Raw genomic sequence first — 17,102 nt, forward strand, 5'->3', positions numbered from 1 at the left:
ACCGGCGTTTCAGGCCACATGGTGTCGTTGCGGGAATTGTCCCGCTACCACCGCCATGCCGTCCGAAACGCTGCTCCGTCACCTGCCGGATGTCCAGATGATGGCTCGTTCCTAATCTAGGAGAACGATATGTTCGATTATTTCCGTAAGGAAATCGAGTGGGCCGGACGCCCGCTTATTCTTGAGACCGGCAAGATTGCCCGTCAGGCTGACGGCGCTGTCATGATCACCTATGGTGACACGGTCGTTCTGTGTACGGCTGTTGGTGCCAAGAGCGTCAAGCCGGGACAGGATTTCTTCCCGCTTACGGTCAACTATCAGGAAAAAGCTTACGCTGCTGGCAAGATCCCAGGCGGGTTCTTCAAGCGCGAAGGTCGTCCGTCTGAAGCAGAAGTGCTGAATGCACGTCTGATTGACCGTCCGCTCCGTCCGCTGTTCCCGGACAACTTCCGCAATGAAGTTCAGGTTACAGCTACGGTTCTGAGCCATGACATGGAAAACGATCCGGCGATCGTGTCCCTGATCGGTTGCTCCGCTGCCCTGACGCTGTCCGGTATTCCGTTCTTCGGTCCGGTTGCTGCTGCCCGCGTTGGTCGCATCGATGGCAAGCTCGTCGTGAACCCGACGCTGTCCGAAGTTAAGGACAGCACGCTGGATCTCGTCGTGGCTGGTACGTCTGAAGGCGTGCTGATGGTTGAGTCTGAAGCCAGCGAGCTTTCGGAAGAGACCATGCTGGAAGCCGTGACCCTGGGTCACACGTCCTTCCAGCCTGTGATCGAAGCCATTATCGCTCTGGCCGAACACGCAGCTAAGGCTCCGTGGGATCTGCCGTCGCTGACGAAGGAAGAAATTGCCCTTCGCAAGCGCGTCGAGAAGGTCGGCAACAAGCTGATGGCCGATGCCTACAAGGAGCGCGTCAAGCAGGCACGCTACAAGAAGGTTGCTGAAGCCAAGGACCGTATCAACGAGATCCTTGCTGAAGAAGGTCTTGACGTTGAGCTGGCCAAGCCGATGCTCAAGGAGCTGGAAGCCCAGGTTGTTCGTGGCTCCATCCTCAAGACCGGCATCCGTATTGATGGCCGCGACCTGAAGACGGTTCGTCCGATCCTTGCAGAAGTTGGCATCCTGCCGCGTGCGCACGGTTCCTCGCTCTTCACCCGTGGTGAAACGCAGGCTCTGGTCGTTGCAACGCTTGGCACGGGCCAGGACGAGCAGATCATTGATGCGCTCGAAGGCGAATACCGCTCGAACTTCCTGTTGCACTACAACTTCCCTCCGTATTCGGTCGGTGAGTGTGGTCGTATGGGTTCCCCAGGTCGTCGTGAAATCGGTCACGGCAAGCTGGCATGGCGTGCGCTGCACCCGCTGCTGCCGTCTAAGGAGCAGTTCCCGTACACGATGCGTGTCGTCTCCGAGATCACGGAGAGCAACGGCTCCTCATCCATGGCAACCGTCTGCGGTTCGTCTCTGGCGCTGATGGATGCTGGTGTTCCGCTGCCGCGTCCGGTTGCTGGTATCGCTATGGGTCTGATCAAGGAAGACCGTGGCTACGCTGTGCTGTCCGATATCCTGGGTGATGAAGATCATCTTGGTGACATGGATTTCAAGGTGGCCGGTACGGCAGACGGCGTGACCGCTCTGCAGATGGACATCAAGATCACGTCCATCACGCCGGAAATCATGAAAATTGCTCTTGAGCAGGCTCGTGAAGGCCGGATCCATATCCTTGGCGAAATGTCCAAGGCTCTGACGGAAGGTCGTGACGACGTCTCCGGCAATGCGCCGAAGATCACGACGATGTCCGTGCCGAAGGAAAAGATCCGCGATGTGATCGGTTCCGGTGGCAAGGTCATCCGCGAGATCGTCGAGTATTCCGGTGCCAAGGTTGACATCGGGGATGACGGCACGATCACGATCGCTGCGTCCAATGACGAGCAGGCCCAGAAGGCTATTGCTCGCATTGAAGGCATCGTGGCTGAGCCGGAAATCGGCCGCATCTACGATGGTAAGGTTGTGAAGACGGCCGACTTCGGTGCGTTCGTGAACTTCCTTGGGCCGCGTGATGGCCTGGTGCACATCTCCGAGCTGACGCAGGGTCGCGTTGCCAAGACGTCCGACGTCGTCCAGCAGGGCGACGCCGTGAAGGTCAAGGTCATCGGTTTTGATGACCGCGGCAAGGTGAAGCTGTCCATGCGGGTTGTCGATCAGGAAACTGGTGCCGATATCACGGAGAGCGTGGGGGCCAAGGCCGGCCGTCCGCCCCGTCGCGACGCCGAGTGAGTCCTCGGGCGGGGCTCGCAAGGCCCCGCCTTTTTTGTGTGAGTATCGGAGACATCGAGTCCCCATGAAGTTGATCGACACCCTTCGTTTTGGTGGTCAGGATGTTCTGCCTCTCGTCGAGGGGGGCAAAGGTGTTTCTGTCTCCACCGGTACTTCGGCAGGTCATTGGGCCGCTGCCGGCGGAATTGGAACCATTTCCGCCGTCAACGCTGACAGCTACGACGAACAGGGGCGTCCTGTTCCCCAGATTTACCACGGACGGACCCGCCGTGAACGGCAGCGCGAACTGATCCGCTACGCCATCGATGGCGGTATTGCCCAAGCGAAGATTGCCCGTGAGATCTCAGGTGGCAAAGGACGCCTTCACGCCAATATCCTGTGGGAAATGGGCGGCGCTGAAGAAATTATCGAGGGTATCCTCGAAGGCGCTCCAGGCATCATCAACGGCCTGACCTGTGGCGCTGGCATGCCATATCGTTTGTCTGACATCGCGATCAAACACGGTATTCCCTACTACCCGATCGTGTCATCCGGACGTGCCTTCAATGCACTCTGGCGCCGTGCGTACAGCAAGGCACCGGAACTGCTGGGTGGCGTGGTGTATGAAGATCCGTGGCGCGCAGGTGGCCATAATGGTCTTTCCAACACGGAAAATCCGTTACAGCCGGAAGATCCGTTCCCGCGTGTGCTCGAGCTTCGTCGGGTTCTGCGTCAGTATGGCCTAGATGAAACGCCCATTATCATGGCGGGTGGTGTCTGGGCTCTTGGAGAATGGCAGGACTGGATTGGTAACCCGGATCTCGGGCCAATCGCTTTTCAGTTCGGAACGCGTCCGCTGCTGACAAAGGAAAGCCCGATTCCCGAGGCTTGGAAGCGCCGTCTTCTGACGCTGAAGAAGGGGGATGTTTATCTGAACCGCTTCTCTCCGACCGGCTTTTATTCCTCTGCTGTCAACAATAGCTTCATGCATGACCTGCGAGGCCGCTCGGAGCGTCAGGTTGCGTACAGCCCGGAGGCTACGGCAGAGCTTGATGCAGCTTACGGCGTCGGTGCACGTAAGCGCGAAGTGTTCGTGTCCTCAACCGACCGTCAGCATATTGCAGGTTGGGAGGCCGCGGGCTTCACCGAGGCGCTCCGTACGCCTGATGACACGCTGGTTTTTGTCACCCCTGACAGTGCCCGTGAAATCCTGGCTGACCAGACGAACTGCATGGGCTGCCTGTCTGCCTGTAAGTTCTCCAACTGGATGCAGCGTGAGCCATACACCAACGGTCAAAAGGCTGATCCTCGGTCTTTCTGCATTCAGAAGACGCTTCAGACGATTGCGCATGCTCCGAATGACGAGCATGCGGACGATGTGGTTGACCACAACCTGATGTTTGGTGGCACGAATGCCTGGCGCTTCGGAACTGATCCTTTCTATGCGAATGGATTTGTTCCTACAGTTGGTCAGCTCGTGGAGCGTATTCTGACAGGACGATAATATGACGGTGCGTGATCCACTGGCGCGACAGGCTTCATTGAACCGCACCCGTCATCTGACTTTCCTGTCACAGTTTCTGGCCCGTCATTCCGTTCCCCTCAGCCCGGAGCAACTTGCTCCTGCTGAGGGTGTCCGGGCGGCCCTTGCAACGGTTGTTGCCCTTCTTCCTGCTCTTTATTTTCATCAGGCTGTTTTTGCCTGGGCTGCTTTTGCAGCGTTCTGGTGCTGTCTGATCGAACCCGGTGGCACACCGCGTGAGCAGTTGCGCATCATCGGCATCTTTACGGTTGCGGGTGCGGTACTGGGCGGTGTGACGTCCCTGATTGCGACATTCCCGTACTGGGGGGTCATTCCCTGGTTGATCGTGACGGGCCTGTTCGCGGGGCTGGCGCGTGCCTTAGTCCCCAGCATGGCACTCCTGTGCGCGTTGCTGGGCTGCGTCATGCTCGCCGGGATCGGGTTTCCGGTGCATTCATTCAACGATGCCCTGACGATTGCGCTTGCCTTCGGTGGCGGTGGAACGTGGGCGATCGTGCTGTGCCTGATTCTGTGGCCGCAGCATCCCTATGCGCCTGCACGACGGGCGGTTGGCGGCTGCTATCAGCTTCTTGCCGTTATGGCTGGAGAATTGGCCGCAGGTCGTCTTCAGGAGACGGTTCATCGTCAGACGATCCGCACAGCCATTGAGCGGGCGAGAGGCGTTGCCCTTCAGATTGATGCAGGCCATGCCAGTTACAGCATGCGTGGTCGCCTGATTGCCTCTCTTGCTGGCGCAGAACGTCTTTTCACGGCGATGCTTGCTGTTGAGCATCTTGTTGAAACGCGTGGGCTAGATTTTGAAGCACGGGGAACACTCGCAGCATTTTCGGCACTTTGCCAGCATGCCAGTGAGGCCGCTCTGTCTCCCAGCCCGGATCTGAAACGCCTTTCCAGAGAGGCTTTGGGTCTGGCGGATAGTATTCGTGTGCGCTCCGGCACGATCGGAGAACTGGTAGCAACAAGCGCACGGACGCTTGGCACGCTTGCGGATGGTCTGGCTGAGAAAGCGAGGCTCCCTTTTGATGCTGATGCGCCCAAGCACGTTGCCCGGCTGACGCCTGTTATCTGGCGTCATGCCCTCCGCATGGTTGTTGGCCTCCTGGGGACTTATCTGGCGACGCAGTGGTTGGGCCTGAGTTACGGCTTCTGGGCTCTCGTGGCCGTACTGCTTGTTATCCAGCCCTCGGGCCAGACAACCCTGGTGCGGGCTCTAGAGCGCGTTCTGGGAACAATCGGCGGGGGTGTTCTGGCACTTCTGGCAACGCCGTTCCTGCCGGGGCCGACCGAAATGATGGTCGCGCTTGCGCTGTTCGTGATTGGCGCGATTGCAATGCGCGCAGTGAATTATACGCTTCTGGTTCTGTTCCTGAGCGCACATTTCATTATCGTCACGGAAATGACGATGCCGTCTGATGGTGTCGCATGGCTCCGTATTCTGGATAACACGCTTGGCAGCCTGATTGGCCTTGGCTGCGCTTTTGCACTCTTTCCACAACGGCAGACGCAGGACATGGATGGTCTGTTGCGGGCCGCGATTGTTGGGAATATCCGCTATCTGTCGGCCGTGCTGAATGGCGATGATACGGTTTCCACGGATCGGACGCAGCGTCAGGCGGGGATTGATACCACGCGGGCTGAATTCGCCCGTGGCTCGCTTCCGCTTCTTGGTGGGCTTTCTGGTGTGGGACCGGGTGCGGAGCGCATGCATGCCTTGTTACGCGCGCTAAGAAGCCTGAGCGGAGAAGTCACGCTGCTTCGGTTTGATATGGCTGCCGGGTTATGTGCGCCTGATCCTCAGACCGGTCAGTTCTGGAAGGAAAAGGCCGAAGCTCTTGAAGCACGAGAGCCCCTCGCGGAAATTGCGGGGCAGCTTGAGAGTGGTGAAATCATGTCGAGCATTGCGGCGCTGAAGCGTTCTGATCGACCCGTTGCAAGTGAAGAAGCTCAGGGACCGGTTCTCTCCGGCCCCTGAGCAGGGTGTCAGTGGCGTCCACCACCACCGGGGCCACCGTGACCGCCACCACCATGTCCGCCCCCTCCAGGACCTCCTCCGCCGCCCGGACCTCCGCCATGGAAGCCACCGCCGCCGGGACGGCCACCACCAGAGAAGCCTCCGCCTGGACGACCGCCTCCTCCGGGTCTGCCTGGGGGTGGGCCACCCCCAGGTCGGCCGCCACCGCGGTATCCACCTCTCCAGCGGCCGCCTCCGGCCGGTCCGACAGCATAGCCCGGTCCCCAGCCGCCCCAGCCACCGCCGCCCCAGCCAGTGTTGTAGTAGCTGCCGCCGTAGCCACCCCCGCCGGAATATCCGTCGTAGCCGTCATAACCGACGCAGCCTGACAAAAGCGGGACGAGGGAGAAGGCGCCCATGAGGGCCAGTGTGCGAGATAAACGTCTGATCATTTTGCGTCCCCCGATGCGTTGGGGTCATGCCACTCCATCAGCCCGAAGGCCGCGCCTGCAGGGTCGGCGACAATGGCAATGGTGGTGTTCTGCCGATCTGGATTGGGCTGTACGAGAATTGTCCCGCCAAGCGTCACGGCTTTCTTGGCCGCAGCATCCACACTGTCCACCTGCACGAAGTTCATCCAGCGTGCGTGTGCCCCTTCCGGGAGGCGAGCGGGGAGCGGATTGATTGTAGCACGCGCAAAGGACTGGGATTCCAGCAAATAAGCCGTGCCACGCGTGGCGTCCTGAACTGCTTCGACCGTATATCCAAACAGCTTCTGGTAAAATCCGGCCGCTGCGTAGGGATTGTTCGTCAGCAGGGCGCTCCAGATCCAGGTTCCCTGAGCGGGTGGCGTCTCAACATCCGGCTCGTCACCTGCACTGGAATGCAGTGCGGCGAACAGACCCCCTTGCGGATCTGCCAGAACAGTCTCGTGGCCCCGTCCTTCAACCATTTGAGGTTTGAAGAGAATATGGCCCCCCCAGATTTTCGTTGCTTCTGCGGCCGCTTTTACGTCTGACACGGAAATGAACGGGAGCCAAAGCGGGTCCCCATGATGTGCCATGCGCGGAAGCTCGACCAGTCCTGCGACTGGCGCTCCGTTCACCAACGCCTGTGCATATTGCCCTTTTGAGACGGGAACGTCCTGAAAGGTCCACCCCAGAAGCGAACCGTAAAAAGCCTTGGCGCTTTTGAGGTCTGGCGTTGTGAGTTGGGCATAGACAATTTTGCCCGGCAGGAGTTGCGCCTTTGACGGTGCACTGGCGGTCGCAGGTGCATCAGCGGCCTGAAGGGCAGGAGCCGCACCCAGGCACAGACTGCCGGCCAGGAACAGGGACGCGTGACGCAGTCTTTTGCGAGAAATTGAATGGAACGGAGGCAAGGAAAATCTCCTTCAGGGCAGGAGAGAGCCTGCAATGCAGTCTCGGCGTTCAGGGTGAACGTTTGAATGACTGTATTGTTCCATATCGGCCCTTTTGAGGGAGCGTTTTCAGATTAAAGCGAGTTCTGCCAGCTCTCTGCGAAGTTGAGGCGGAAGATCAGCCACCCCATCACTGCCCGCTGACTGGCCGAGATCAGGGGGCGCATCTTTTGGGTCCAGATATCGCCATCCCTGAAAGGGACGCATGGTGCGGGGCTGAACGGGGATGATGTCGTCTGAGACTACAATCAGTGTTCCTTCCGTCCCATCCGGGCGACGGCAGGCTTCAAGCCCTATGATGGGCTGACGGCACAGAATCATGCCGTCCATCACGCGATAAAGAGAGCCGCCGTCTAGGACTTCGGCTGCACGCTTGGGCATTGTCCGCGTGGGGACGGCGCCATGACCGTTCACACGCGGGTGCTGCATGCGCTCACGCAGCACTTCGATGGTCGGGCAACCGACGGCCAGCTTGATGATGTTCAGCATGTCGGGTGCCCTTCTGGAAAGTCTGGTGTCAGTGCGTTCCCATGGCATTCTGAGCCTGGGCGACGAACTCGTTGATAAAGCGCTTCGTATCCACGGACTGGACGATTTTCACCTTGCGAAGGCCCATGCCCTTGGGTGCAGTCGCATCCGGCCAGACATGCGCATGTCCGTAATCCATGCCGGGTGCCGTGTTGATGTCCATATAGGCATCGACAGACTTCGTAACCAGATCTGGCTCTACAGCAATTGCAGAGGTCAGTTCATCCCACAGCGGAAGGGGGCCGTAGAACTTCTGAAGATACTCAGTGACCGGCGTTTTCTTCTCCGCGATGCGGTTCATCAGCTCATGCGTCATCATGATGTCGTTGGAGACATTGCCGACGCATGTGATGGCAGCCCACGGCGCGGTCAGTGTGATGTGGGCTGCTTCCGGATCGCCGATCATGTTGAAGTCTGAGGCAAAGTCCGCATTGCCTGTGATGGACATCATGCTGGAGTCCAGCAGACCACCCATGAATACAAGCTGCTTGGCCGTAGCGGCAAAGGTGGGGTCCAGCCGGATGGCAAGAGCAAGGTTGGTCAAAGGACCTGCCGCGATGATCGTGACCTGATGTGGGTGATCATGGACGGCCTTGATCAGCACCATCGCCGCGGGGAGCGGATCGACGGCCATGTGTGGTGTGCCTTCGGCCATCTTTCCGAGTGCGGGCTGTGTCTCTGGAGTGTGGTCAATGGAGCCCAGACCACCCCATGCGCCCTTCCAGGGAATAGTGCCGTACTGCTTCTCACGAAGCTTCGTTGCCGCCACGGTGTTGACGAGTGGCATGGTAGCGCCATCCGCTACGGGGATCTGAGTCTGCTTTGCAATTTCCAGGAAGCGACGGAGATGTGCGGATTCAGCGTTCTCCCAGTCGTCTCCGATCGTCACGGTCAGAGCCAGAAGATTGACGTTTTCGCGGTTAAGCAGCGGGATGACGGACTGGATGTCTGAGCCGCCTGGGCCGAGATAGTCGTTATCCTGAATGTAATATCCCGGAGCCACAGGGGCAGCGGACGCAATGCCGGTCAGAGCGCAGGCAGCAAGGAGGGCAGAGAGAATGGATCGGCGCATGGTCTCGTCCTGTTAATTAACGCCCGATCATGCCTTCATGTGACCAATCTTGCCAGTAATGCTTCAAGACGAAGTCTTCCTTCACCCGTCGCCTTCAGAATTCCGCCGTCACGGGTGAGGTAGTTTTCTTCCAGACAAGCCTCAAGCATGAACGGATCGACGCACTCTTCCATCGGTCTACCCGTGCGTTCGGTAAATCTGGCTTCATTGATGCCTTCAGACAAACGCAGCCCCATCAGAAGCGCTTCCCGGCCACGTTCTTCCGCAGACAGAAGGGTTTCGTCCGTACTGCCAGAACCCGTTTTTTCAACGCGGTCCGCCCAGGGTTCAGGGGCGCGGTGACGACGGGTTGCGTAAAGCTCTCCATCCAAAGTCAGGCGACCATGCGCGCCGGGGCCGATGCCGATATAATCGGCGTAGCGCCAGTAGGTCAGGTTGTGGCGGCTTTCCGCGCCGGGCCGGGCATAGTTGGACACTTCATAGGGGAGGAGACCGTGCTTTGCGGCCGTATCGCCGGTGAGGTCATAAAGGCGCGCAGCGTCTTCGGCATCCGGGAGCGTCAGCTCTCCACGCCGGTGCAGGGCTTCGAACTTCGTGCCGGGTTCAATCGTGAGCTGATAGAGCGACAGATGGTCCGCCACCAGATCCAACGCGGTGGACAGTTCATTTTGCCAATCAGCATCGCTCTGGCCGGGACGGGCGTAGATCAGATCAAACGAAATGCGCGGAAACAGCGTGCGTGCAATTTCGAGTGCCCGAATAGCCTGTCCTGAAGAGTGTTCCCGACCGAGCATTTTCAGGGCGTCGTCACGAAGGCTTTGCACGCCGAGCGAGACGCGGTTTACGCCTGCCTGACGGAAAGCCGCAAATTTTCCGGCTTCGACGCTGGTCGGATTAGCTTCGAGCGTAATTTCCAGATCCGGCTCGGCATCAAAAAGCTGATGCGCATCTTCGATAAGAGCTGTGACCGTTTCCGGAGCCATCAGGGACGGTGTGCCGCCGCCGAAGAAAATGGAGCGGAGTGGACGGCGGCCCAGACGGGCCGCGTCATGCGCCAGTTCACGACGCAAGGCTGCGGCGAAGCGCTTCTGCGGAATTTCATCCCGGACGTGGGAATTGAAGTCGCAGTAAGGGCACTTCGCCAGACAGAATGGCCAGTGAATGTAGAGAGAAAGAGGTTCGGTCAAATTGCAATCCGGACGCCAAACTCCACCACGCGATCAGGCGGGATACGGAAGAATTCCGTGGTCGAGGCAGCATTACGCAGGAGAAGCAGGAACAGCCACATCCGCCAGAGCTGCATCTTGGGAACGCGGGAGCGAACCACAAGCTCGTGGGATGTGAAATACGAAGCCTGAATGGCATCAAACGCCACACCAAGTGCCTTCAGCTCCATGAGCGCACGCGGCAGGTTTGGCATTTCCATGAAGCCGTAGCGGACGATCACGCGATTGATGTTCGGAGCCAGTTCCTGAACGATCGTGCGGTGGCCACGCTCAGCCTCCGGCTGATCAAGGTTCTGCACGGTCACGAACATGACATGTTCATGCAGCACCTTGTTGTGCTTCAGATTATGCAGCAGCGAGTTCGGGACCACGTCCGGATTGGCTGTTAGGAAGACCGCAAGACCCGGAACGCGGATGGTGCGGGACTGCGGCAGGCGGGCCAGGAACGAGGCCATAGGCATGGAGTCAGCCTGCTGCTTGGCGGCAATCAGGCCACGTCCGCGCTTCCAGGTGGTCATGACGATGGTGCTGATAATACCGATGGCGAGTGGGACCCAGCCGCCATCCGGGATCTTCAGGACGTTGGCGGAGAAGAACACTGCATCCACGACAAAGAACAGTCCGAACACGGCGCCGACGGCAGCAGCACTCCACTTGAAGGTGCGGCGGAACACGACCATTGCCAGAACGCAGGTGCACAGGAACGTACCGGTCACGGCGATGCCGTATGCAGCGGCCAGTGCAGCGGAGGACCGGAAGGACAGAACCAGTACCAGTGCGCCGAAACCGAGGATCCAGTTCAGGGACGGCAGGTAAATCTGTGCTTCTTCTGAGGCATTGGTGTGCACAATGCGGGTACGGGGCAGGTAGCCAAGCTGAATGAGCTGGCGGCAGAGCGAGAAGCTTCCCGAAATACCGGCCTGAGATGCAATGACGGTTGCGAAAGTGGCAAGGATCAGAAGTGGGATCTGCGCCCAGTGTGGCCCGAGATGATAGAACGGGTTGGCCAGTGTTGCCGGATCATGGATCAGCAGAGCCGCCTGACCAAAATAGTTCAGGGTAAGGGATGGCAGCACGAAAAACAGCCATGCCTTGCGGATCGGGGCCCGGCCAAAATGGCCCATGTCAGCATAAAGTGCTTCTGCACCCGTCACGGACAGCACGACAGATCCCAGCGCGATAAACGACAGGTATCCGTGCAGGACAATGAATTCGAGGGCAAAGGTGGGAGACAGCGCCAGCAGGATGTGCGGGTAAAGCAGAATCCCGCGGACACCGAGAATGGCAAGAACGGTGAACCAGAGCACCATAATCGGCCCGAACGCCTTGCCGATCTTGCCCGTTCCGAGGGCCTGCGCCGCAAAGAGTGCGACCAGAACCACCATCGCGATCGGGATGATGACATGGCTGGCAGAGGGGACGGCGATTTCGATGCCTTCAACGGCAGAAAGCACCGACACGGCCGGCGTAATGATGCTGTCACCGAAGAAAAGACAGGTGCCTGCAATGCCGACGAGACCGAATAGCCATCGGAATTTCTGGGATTTGCAGACGCGCTGGGCGAGGGACATCAGGGCGATGATGCCGCCTTCACCGTCATGGTCTGCCCGCATGATGAGGATGACGTATTTGAACGTCACGATCAGCATGAGTGCCCAGAACGTCAGGCTGGCCAGTCCCATGACTTCCCAAGCGGCTGCCGGATGCTTGGCAGATCCTACAATGCCGACGGAAGACTGAAGGGCGTAGAGCGGGCTCGTTCCGATATCGCCATACACGACACCCAGAACAGCCAGAAGCGCGCCAAAGCCGCCGGGCTTCTTGTGGCCGCCAGCGCCCTCTGTGTCACCGAGTTCAGAAGTATTTCCGTCTTTGTGCGCCTGTTCGATGGTCTGAAGGACTTCGCCGCTGTCCACCGGAACCCCGGCGCCGGGGTAAGGAGGGGAAGCGTGATCGCCGTCGTGTTCTGGCATCGGTGGTTCCATTTACGGGCATCGCAGGAAACCATCGCCTCACAGGGATGTGTCGAAGCGTGGTCTATTCCCCCTCATGACAAGATTTCTTACAGGGATGCAAGGTGCGCGTTAGGATCCGGTCATGGGGCGGGAGCCAAAAATGGCACTTCCAACCCTTACAAGGGTGGCGCCTTCGGCTATGGCTGTCTCGAAATCAGCCGACATGCCCATGGATACCACGGGGAGTCCGTGGCGCTGTGCAAGCTGTGTCAAGAAGTGGAAATGTGGAGCGGGATCTTCATCTTCTGGCGGGATACACATCAACCCACGCACCTTCGCTCCAAAGCGCAGCATTGAGGCCTTGATGAACGCGTCCGCTTCATCGCGGGGGATGCCAGATTTCTGCGGCTCGTTCCCTGTGTTGACCTGAATGAGCAACTCCGGAAGGCGGCCTGTCTTCTCTGCAGCCTTTTCCAGCGCATCAGAAAGGGCTGGGCGATCCAGAGTCTCGATCACATCTGCGATGCGACAGGTATCTACGGCCTTGTTGGTCTGGAGGCCACCGATGATGTGCAGGCGCAGGTCTGGCCAGGTCTCACGAAGCGCTGGAAATTTGGAGGCAGCTTCCTGAACGCGGTTCTCACCAAAGACGCGCTGACCGGCCTTCAAGGCCGCTTCCACGGCATCCTGCGGATGAAATTTGCTAACGGCAACGAGGCCCACATCCGTGGCAGGGCGGCCTGATGTTTCGCAGGCCTGAATGATGCGACTACGGATGGCGGAGAGATTTTCTGCAATCTGATCGGACATTGCGGCAGAAGACTCCATTGCGTCCGGCGCCGCAAGATGCGATTTCGGCAGCATGCGAGAGATCAACGCCCGATAATGACACAGAATACGCCCCCTCGCGGCTCCGGCCGTCCGAAGAACCCGTCCGCGTCCCGCCAGGGAGGACGCCGTCCGAAGCCGGGACAGGAGCGCCGCCCCAGTCCGGATCCGACACGTGATCTTGCCTTCGACATTGTCTGCGGTGTGGTCGAACATCGCCGTATGCTCGAAACGACGCTGGACCGTGCCGGGCCGATGGACCCGCGGGATCGTGCTTCTGCGCATCGTCTGGCGGCAACAACGCTACGGTACATGGGGAGCATGACTGAAATTCTTCAGCCGATGCTGCGCCGTGAACCGCCCGAGCCTGTTCGGTGTGCGTTGCTTCTGGGTGTGGCGCAGCTGTTGCATCTGGAAACGCCACCACATGCAGCGGTAGGCACGATTGTTGACCTGCTGCGTCGTCGCGGTCTGGCGCCTTTCGCCGGGCTGGCGAATGCTGTGCTTCGGCGTGTGGCGCGTGAAGGGCGCGATCTTCTGGAAGGGCTCGATGACGCCAGACTGGATGTTCCGGCGTGGTTGTGGAGCGCCTGGGGTCATCGCGCACGGTCCATTTCCCGCGGACTGCATCGTGAGGCGCCGCTGGATCTGAGCCTGCGCCCGGGGGCAACAGCGCCTGAAGGTGGCGATGTCCTGCCGACGGGGACTGTGCGTTATCCGGCTGGGACACGGATTGCGACAATGGAAGGCTTCGAAGAGGGGCAGTTCTGGGCGCAGGATGTGGCTGCTGCCATGCCTGTGAAGCTTATGGGGGATGTCGCTGGGAAGACGGTGATTGACCTCTGTGCAGCCCCAGGAGGCAAGACGGCTCAGCTTTCTGCTGCCGGCGCAAATGTCACGGCCATCGAAAAGGAAGAGTCCCGCGCGGTTCGCCTGCGTGAGAACATCACCCGGATGCGCGCAACCGCTGAGACGATTGTTGCAGATGGCTTGAAATGGCGCCCGAAAGCACCGGTTGATGCGGTTCTGCTGGATGCGCCGTGTTCAGCAACGGGGACGTTCCGCCGTCATCCGGATGTGCTGTGGATCAAACGCCCGCGTGACGTCACGGCATTGGCGGAAGGTCAGGACGCGTTCATTGACGCAGCGCGTGACATGCTGAAGCCGGGTGGCATGCTGATGTATGCCGTCTGCTCTCTTCAGGATGAAGAGGGTCCGGATCGCATTGCAGCCGCGCTTGCACGCGGGGGCTGGAAGCATGTGCCGTTCACGGATGAAGAACTGGCGGACATGGCGATTGCCCGGACGCCGGAAGGATTTTTCCGAACACATCCCGGTCTCTGGTGGGATCGGGGCGGAATGGATGGCTTCTTTGCCGCCAGATTAATCCGCGCCTAAGAATTAAAGCCTGCCTGTTTTTCAGGCGGGCTTTTTTTTGCATTCGCTCCGAAAATACCAATATTTTAGAAATAATATGCAAAATGCTTTCGTGCGAAGGTTGCCCGCTCAACCTGCGAATATTTACTGCGAAATCGTACCTCAATGCGTAGATGGAGAGCCTTTTGGGTCTTATAAAAGTGCGCTTGTTTCCTCTAAGGATATGAAAACAAACAGAATAATTTTAATGCACATGCGCTTTTGTAGTGTCAAATTCTTTTATAATTTTTTTTATAAATAGGTTTTCATGATCCAAAATATCTAATTCTAATATTTTTTTAAGGAGTATGGTCCGAAAAAAACAAGGCAGTAAAACCAGTATTTGCTCTGGCATTTATTCCATTGTTTCTGGTGATGTCTGCATGTTCTGGTAGCGGATTCTCCGATTCTTCCAAGAATAATGAAAAATTTTCTCAGACAATTGAGAACATTTCACCTTATGGAAATACAATTCCAGATCGCGCCATGTTCTAATCTGCTGCATGGCTGGATCTGAGGTTTTTTAGAGCGTCATCTCTTGGGAGATGGCGCTTTATTTTTGTCCAGACCTGAAAGGACCTGACCTGCGGTTGGAAACGTCGCGGGCAGGCCGGTGCGGAAATCTCCTTGCTTCCGATTTGGTGATATAGTTATGTAAATCACCAGAACGGAAATGAGGCGTACGAAATGAAGTCCCGGGCAGAGAGATTTGAGGAGGTGTGTTGTGGATGGTGCGTGGAATGAGAGCCAGCCGATCTATCAGCAACTCCGGGACAGGGTGGTCGGCATGATGCTGGATGGTGCTGTCGCTGAGGGTGACGCAATCCCGTCGGTTCGACAGGTTGCAGCCGAATGCCAGGTGAATCCTTTGACCGTGATGAAGGCGTATCAGCAGCTTTCTGATGAAGGGCTGGTCGAGAAGCGTCGTGGTCTTGGACTGTTCGTGGCGCAGGGTGCGCTGGCGCGGCTCGGTGAGAGCGAACGTCAGAAATTCCTGACGGAACAATGGCCGGAAACGCTACGGACAATCCGTCGTCTTGGTCTCAGCCTGAATGATCTTCTCAAAAAGGGAGATGTCGCATGATCTGTATTGAAGCACAGGGTCTGCGAAAAGTGCATCGCGGGGGCAAAGGTGTTCTGGGCATTGACCTCAGTATTCCATCGGGCCGAATTGTTGGGCTGATCGGACCGAATGGCGCAGGCAAGACGACAGCTCTGAATGCCATTCTGGGTCTTGTCCCCTATGAAGGTTCCCTCAAGATTCTGGGGCGTGATCCCTGGCGTGAGCGCGAAGCAATGATGCAGGATGTCTGCTTTATTGCCGATGTGGCTTTGCTGCCGCGCTGGATGAAGGTCTGGCAGGTTCTGGACTATGTCGAAGGCGTTCATCCACGGTTTGACCGGAGCCGGGCGGAGCACTTTCTCTCCCGGACAGACATTCAGAAGCGTTCTCGCGTGCGGGATTTGTCCAAGGGTATGGTCGCGCAGCTTCATCTGGCGCTGGTCATGGCTATTGATGCCAAGCTGCTGGTGCTTGATGAGCCGACGCTGGGGCTGGACCTGCTGTATCGTCGCGAATTCTACATCACGCTTCTTAATGATTATTTCGACCATGACCGCACCATTCTGGTGACGACCCATCAGGTCGAGGAAATCGAGGATATCCTCACGGATGTGATCCTGATCGGGGATGGTCGCATCACCCTACAGGACAGCATGGAAAATCTGGCGCAGCGTTTCGTGGAACTGAAACCCAGAGCGGAGACTTCGGACACTGCCCGACATCTGGGGCCGATCAGTGAAAGGCTTATCATGGGGCAGCCGATCATGCTTTTCGATGGGGTGCCGCACAGTGAACTGGCGGCCCTTGGCGAAACACGCCAGCCGCGACTGGCCGATCTGTTTCTGGTGCTGATGGGACAGAACCGTGGGAACAGGAAAGGGGCAGGGGCATGAGCGAATATGGAAAAATGACGTGGCCGCTGAAGCAATACGTCTGGACTGTCAGGCGAGAGCTTTGGGGAAACCGGTTTTTGATACTCGGCCCCTTGGTAATGGTTTGTCTGCCATTGGTTCTTCTCTGCTTGAAGCTGCACACGAGCCACCTCAAGGTCATAAAAGGGACGGCAGAAATTGTTCCACCAACCCTGTTGTTCAGGATCACGGCGGAAATGCTGTTTGGGATCGCCAATGTCGCAGCCCTGACGGTGGGGTGCATCTATGCGCTCGGTACGTTCTATAATGAACGTAAGGACCTGTCGGTGCTTTTCTGGAAGTCTCTGCCTGTCTCGGACCGATTGAGCGTCGCGGCCAAGGCGAGTGTTGTGCTTGCGATCGGCCCTCTTTTGTCGCTGTTTTTAAGCTGGGTGGCGACGATCGTTCTTATTGTCGCGACTGCACAGGCATACGGAATTTCTCCGGTGGGTCTGGCAGAACAAGCCAGTGTAGGTCATCTGATGATCTATGATATTGCCTATATCGTGCTGAATACTCTGTGGTGGTTACCGATTTATGCCGTTCTGTTCTTGGTCTCAGCCAGTGTCAGAACCGTGCCTGCCGTGTGGGTATTAGGGGGACTGGCGGGTCTCTATATTGTGGAAGCCATTGGTCTGCGTACGAACCATATTACGGGCATCATATGGGACCGCTTTTTGCATTTTCCCGGGACCGGTTTCCACGATGCCCAGATGAAGATCATCGCCACCCAGTCTGATGGGTTTGATGTACAGCATACGCCAACAGATAAGATCGTAACCGGACACCTGGACTTTCTAGCCCTGTTTTCGATGCCTTCACTTTGGTGGGGTGTGTTGCTGGCGGCGGTCTGTCTCGTTCTGACAGTCTGGCTGCGTCGCCGGGCAGAGCCTATCTAGGCAAAATCTAAAACCCTCCGTCTGTGTGCCA

Annotated in this window: 14 protein-coding genes; 7 read left to right on the top strand and 7 right to left on the bottom strand. The window is 58.0% G+C overall.

Features of this window, described 5'->3' with window-relative positions:
• The first annotated feature begins 129 nt into the window (after positions 1-129).
• The 3 genes from pnp to KP702_RS01275 all read left to right on the top strand — a co-directional run bounded on the left by pnp (position 130) and on the right by KP702_RS01275 (position 5,774).
• Positions 130-2,280: a polyribonucleotide nucleotidyltransferase gene (pnp, locus tag KP702_RS01265; protein ID WP_215768396.1), complete on the top strand. Its 2,151-nt coding sequence runs from the start codon at positions 130-132 to the stop codon at positions 2,278-2,280.
• A 64-nt stretch (positions 2,281-2,344) separates the two neighbouring features.
• Entirely contained in the window at positions 2,345-3,763 is a 1,419-nt protein-coding gene (locus KP702_RS01270) for a nitronate monooxygenase family protein (RefSeq protein ID WP_202206350.1), read from the top strand.
• A 1-nt stretch (position 3,764) separates the two neighbouring features.
• Complete coding sequence (locus KP702_RS01275; RefSeq protein ID WP_215768397.1) at positions 3,765-5,774, top strand: FUSC family protein; 2,010 nt, start codon at positions 3,765-3,767, stop codon at positions 5,772-5,774.
• Positions 5,775-5,782: 8 nt separating this feature from the next.
• On the opposite strand, the gene KP702_RS01280 is transcribed toward KP702_RS01275, so the two are convergent.
• The 7 genes from KP702_RS01280 to KP702_RS01310 form a co-directional block, all read right to left on the bottom strand.
• The gene (locus KP702_RS01280; RefSeq protein ID WP_202206352.1) at positions 5,783-6,205 is read right to left on the bottom strand and encodes a hypothetical protein; all 423 of its coding nucleotides are present in this window, start codon (positions 6,203-6,205) and stop codon (positions 5,783-5,785) included.
• Positions 6,202-7,134: a VOC family protein gene (locus KP702_RS01285; protein WP_215768398.1), complete on the bottom strand. Its 933-nt coding sequence runs from the start codon at positions 7,132-7,134 to the stop codon at positions 6,202-6,204. The genes KP702_RS01280 and KP702_RS01285 overlap by 4 nt, the downstream gene beginning before the upstream one ends.
• Positions 7,135-7,242: 108 nt before the next feature.
• A complete protein-coding gene (locus KP702_RS01290) occupies positions 7,243-7,662 on the bottom strand; it encodes a DUF1489 family protein (protein ID WP_046900021.1) in 420 nt (139 codons plus the stop codon).
• A gap of 28 nt (positions 7,663-7,690) precedes the next feature.
• A complete protein-coding gene (locus KP702_RS01295) occupies positions 7,691-8,773 on the bottom strand; it encodes a nucleoside hydrolase (RefSeq protein WP_215768399.1) in 1,083 nt (360 codons plus the stop codon).
• A gap of 35 nt (positions 8,774-8,808) precedes the next feature.
• The gene (gene hemW / locus KP702_RS01300) at positions 8,809-9,960 is read right to left on the bottom strand and encodes a radical SAM family heme chaperone HemW (protein ID WP_202206355.1); all 1,152 of its coding nucleotides are present in this window, start codon (positions 9,958-9,960) and stop codon (positions 8,809-8,811) included.
• Positions 9,957-11,984: a potassium transporter Kup gene (locus KP702_RS01305; protein WP_064273768.1), complete on the bottom strand. Its 2,028-nt coding sequence runs from the start codon at positions 11,982-11,984 to the stop codon at positions 9,957-9,959. The genes hemW and KP702_RS01305 overlap by 4 nt, the downstream gene beginning before the upstream one ends.
• A 99-nt stretch (positions 11,985-12,083) precedes the next feature.
• Positions 12,084-12,818, bottom strand: coding sequence for a YggS family pyridoxal phosphate-dependent enzyme (locus tag KP702_RS01310; RefSeq protein WP_373687823.1), 735 nt, complete (start codon positions 12,816-12,818; stop codon positions 12,084-12,086).
• 21 nt (positions 12,819-12,839) lie between these two features.
• Here KP702_RS01310 and KP702_RS01315 point away from each other — a divergent pair, with 21 nt between their 5' ends.
• From KP702_RS01315 to KP702_RS01330, 4 genes are all read left to right on the top strand, one after another.
• Complete coding sequence (locus KP702_RS01315) at positions 12,840-14,180, top strand: RsmB/NOP family class I SAM-dependent RNA methyltransferase (protein WP_202206356.1); 1,341 nt, start codon at positions 12,840-12,842, stop codon at positions 14,178-14,180.
• A gap of 742 nt (positions 14,181-14,922) precedes the next feature.
• Positions 14,923-15,282, top strand: coding sequence for a GntR family transcriptional regulator (locus KP702_RS01320; RefSeq protein WP_202206357.1), 360 nt, complete (start codon positions 14,923-14,925; stop codon positions 15,280-15,282).
• Positions 15,279-16,154, top strand: coding sequence for an ABC transporter ATP-binding protein (locus KP702_RS01325; RefSeq protein WP_202206358.1), 876 nt, complete (start codon positions 15,279-15,281; stop codon positions 16,152-16,154). Before KP702_RS01320 ends, KP702_RS01325 begins: the two co-directional genes overlap by 4 nt.
• Positions 16,151-17,071: an ABC transporter permease gene (locus KP702_RS01330; RefSeq protein ID WP_202206359.1), complete on the top strand. Its 921-nt coding sequence runs from the start codon at positions 16,151-16,153 to the stop codon at positions 17,069-17,071. Before KP702_RS01325 ends, KP702_RS01330 begins: the two co-directional genes overlap by 4 nt.
• Positions 17,072-17,102 lie beyond the last annotated feature (31 nt).

The organism is Gluconobacter sp. P5B12, assembly GCF_018812035.1.
Taxonomy (GTDB): domain Bacteria; phylum Pseudomonadota; class Alphaproteobacteria; order Acetobacterales; family Acetobacteraceae; genus Gluconobacter.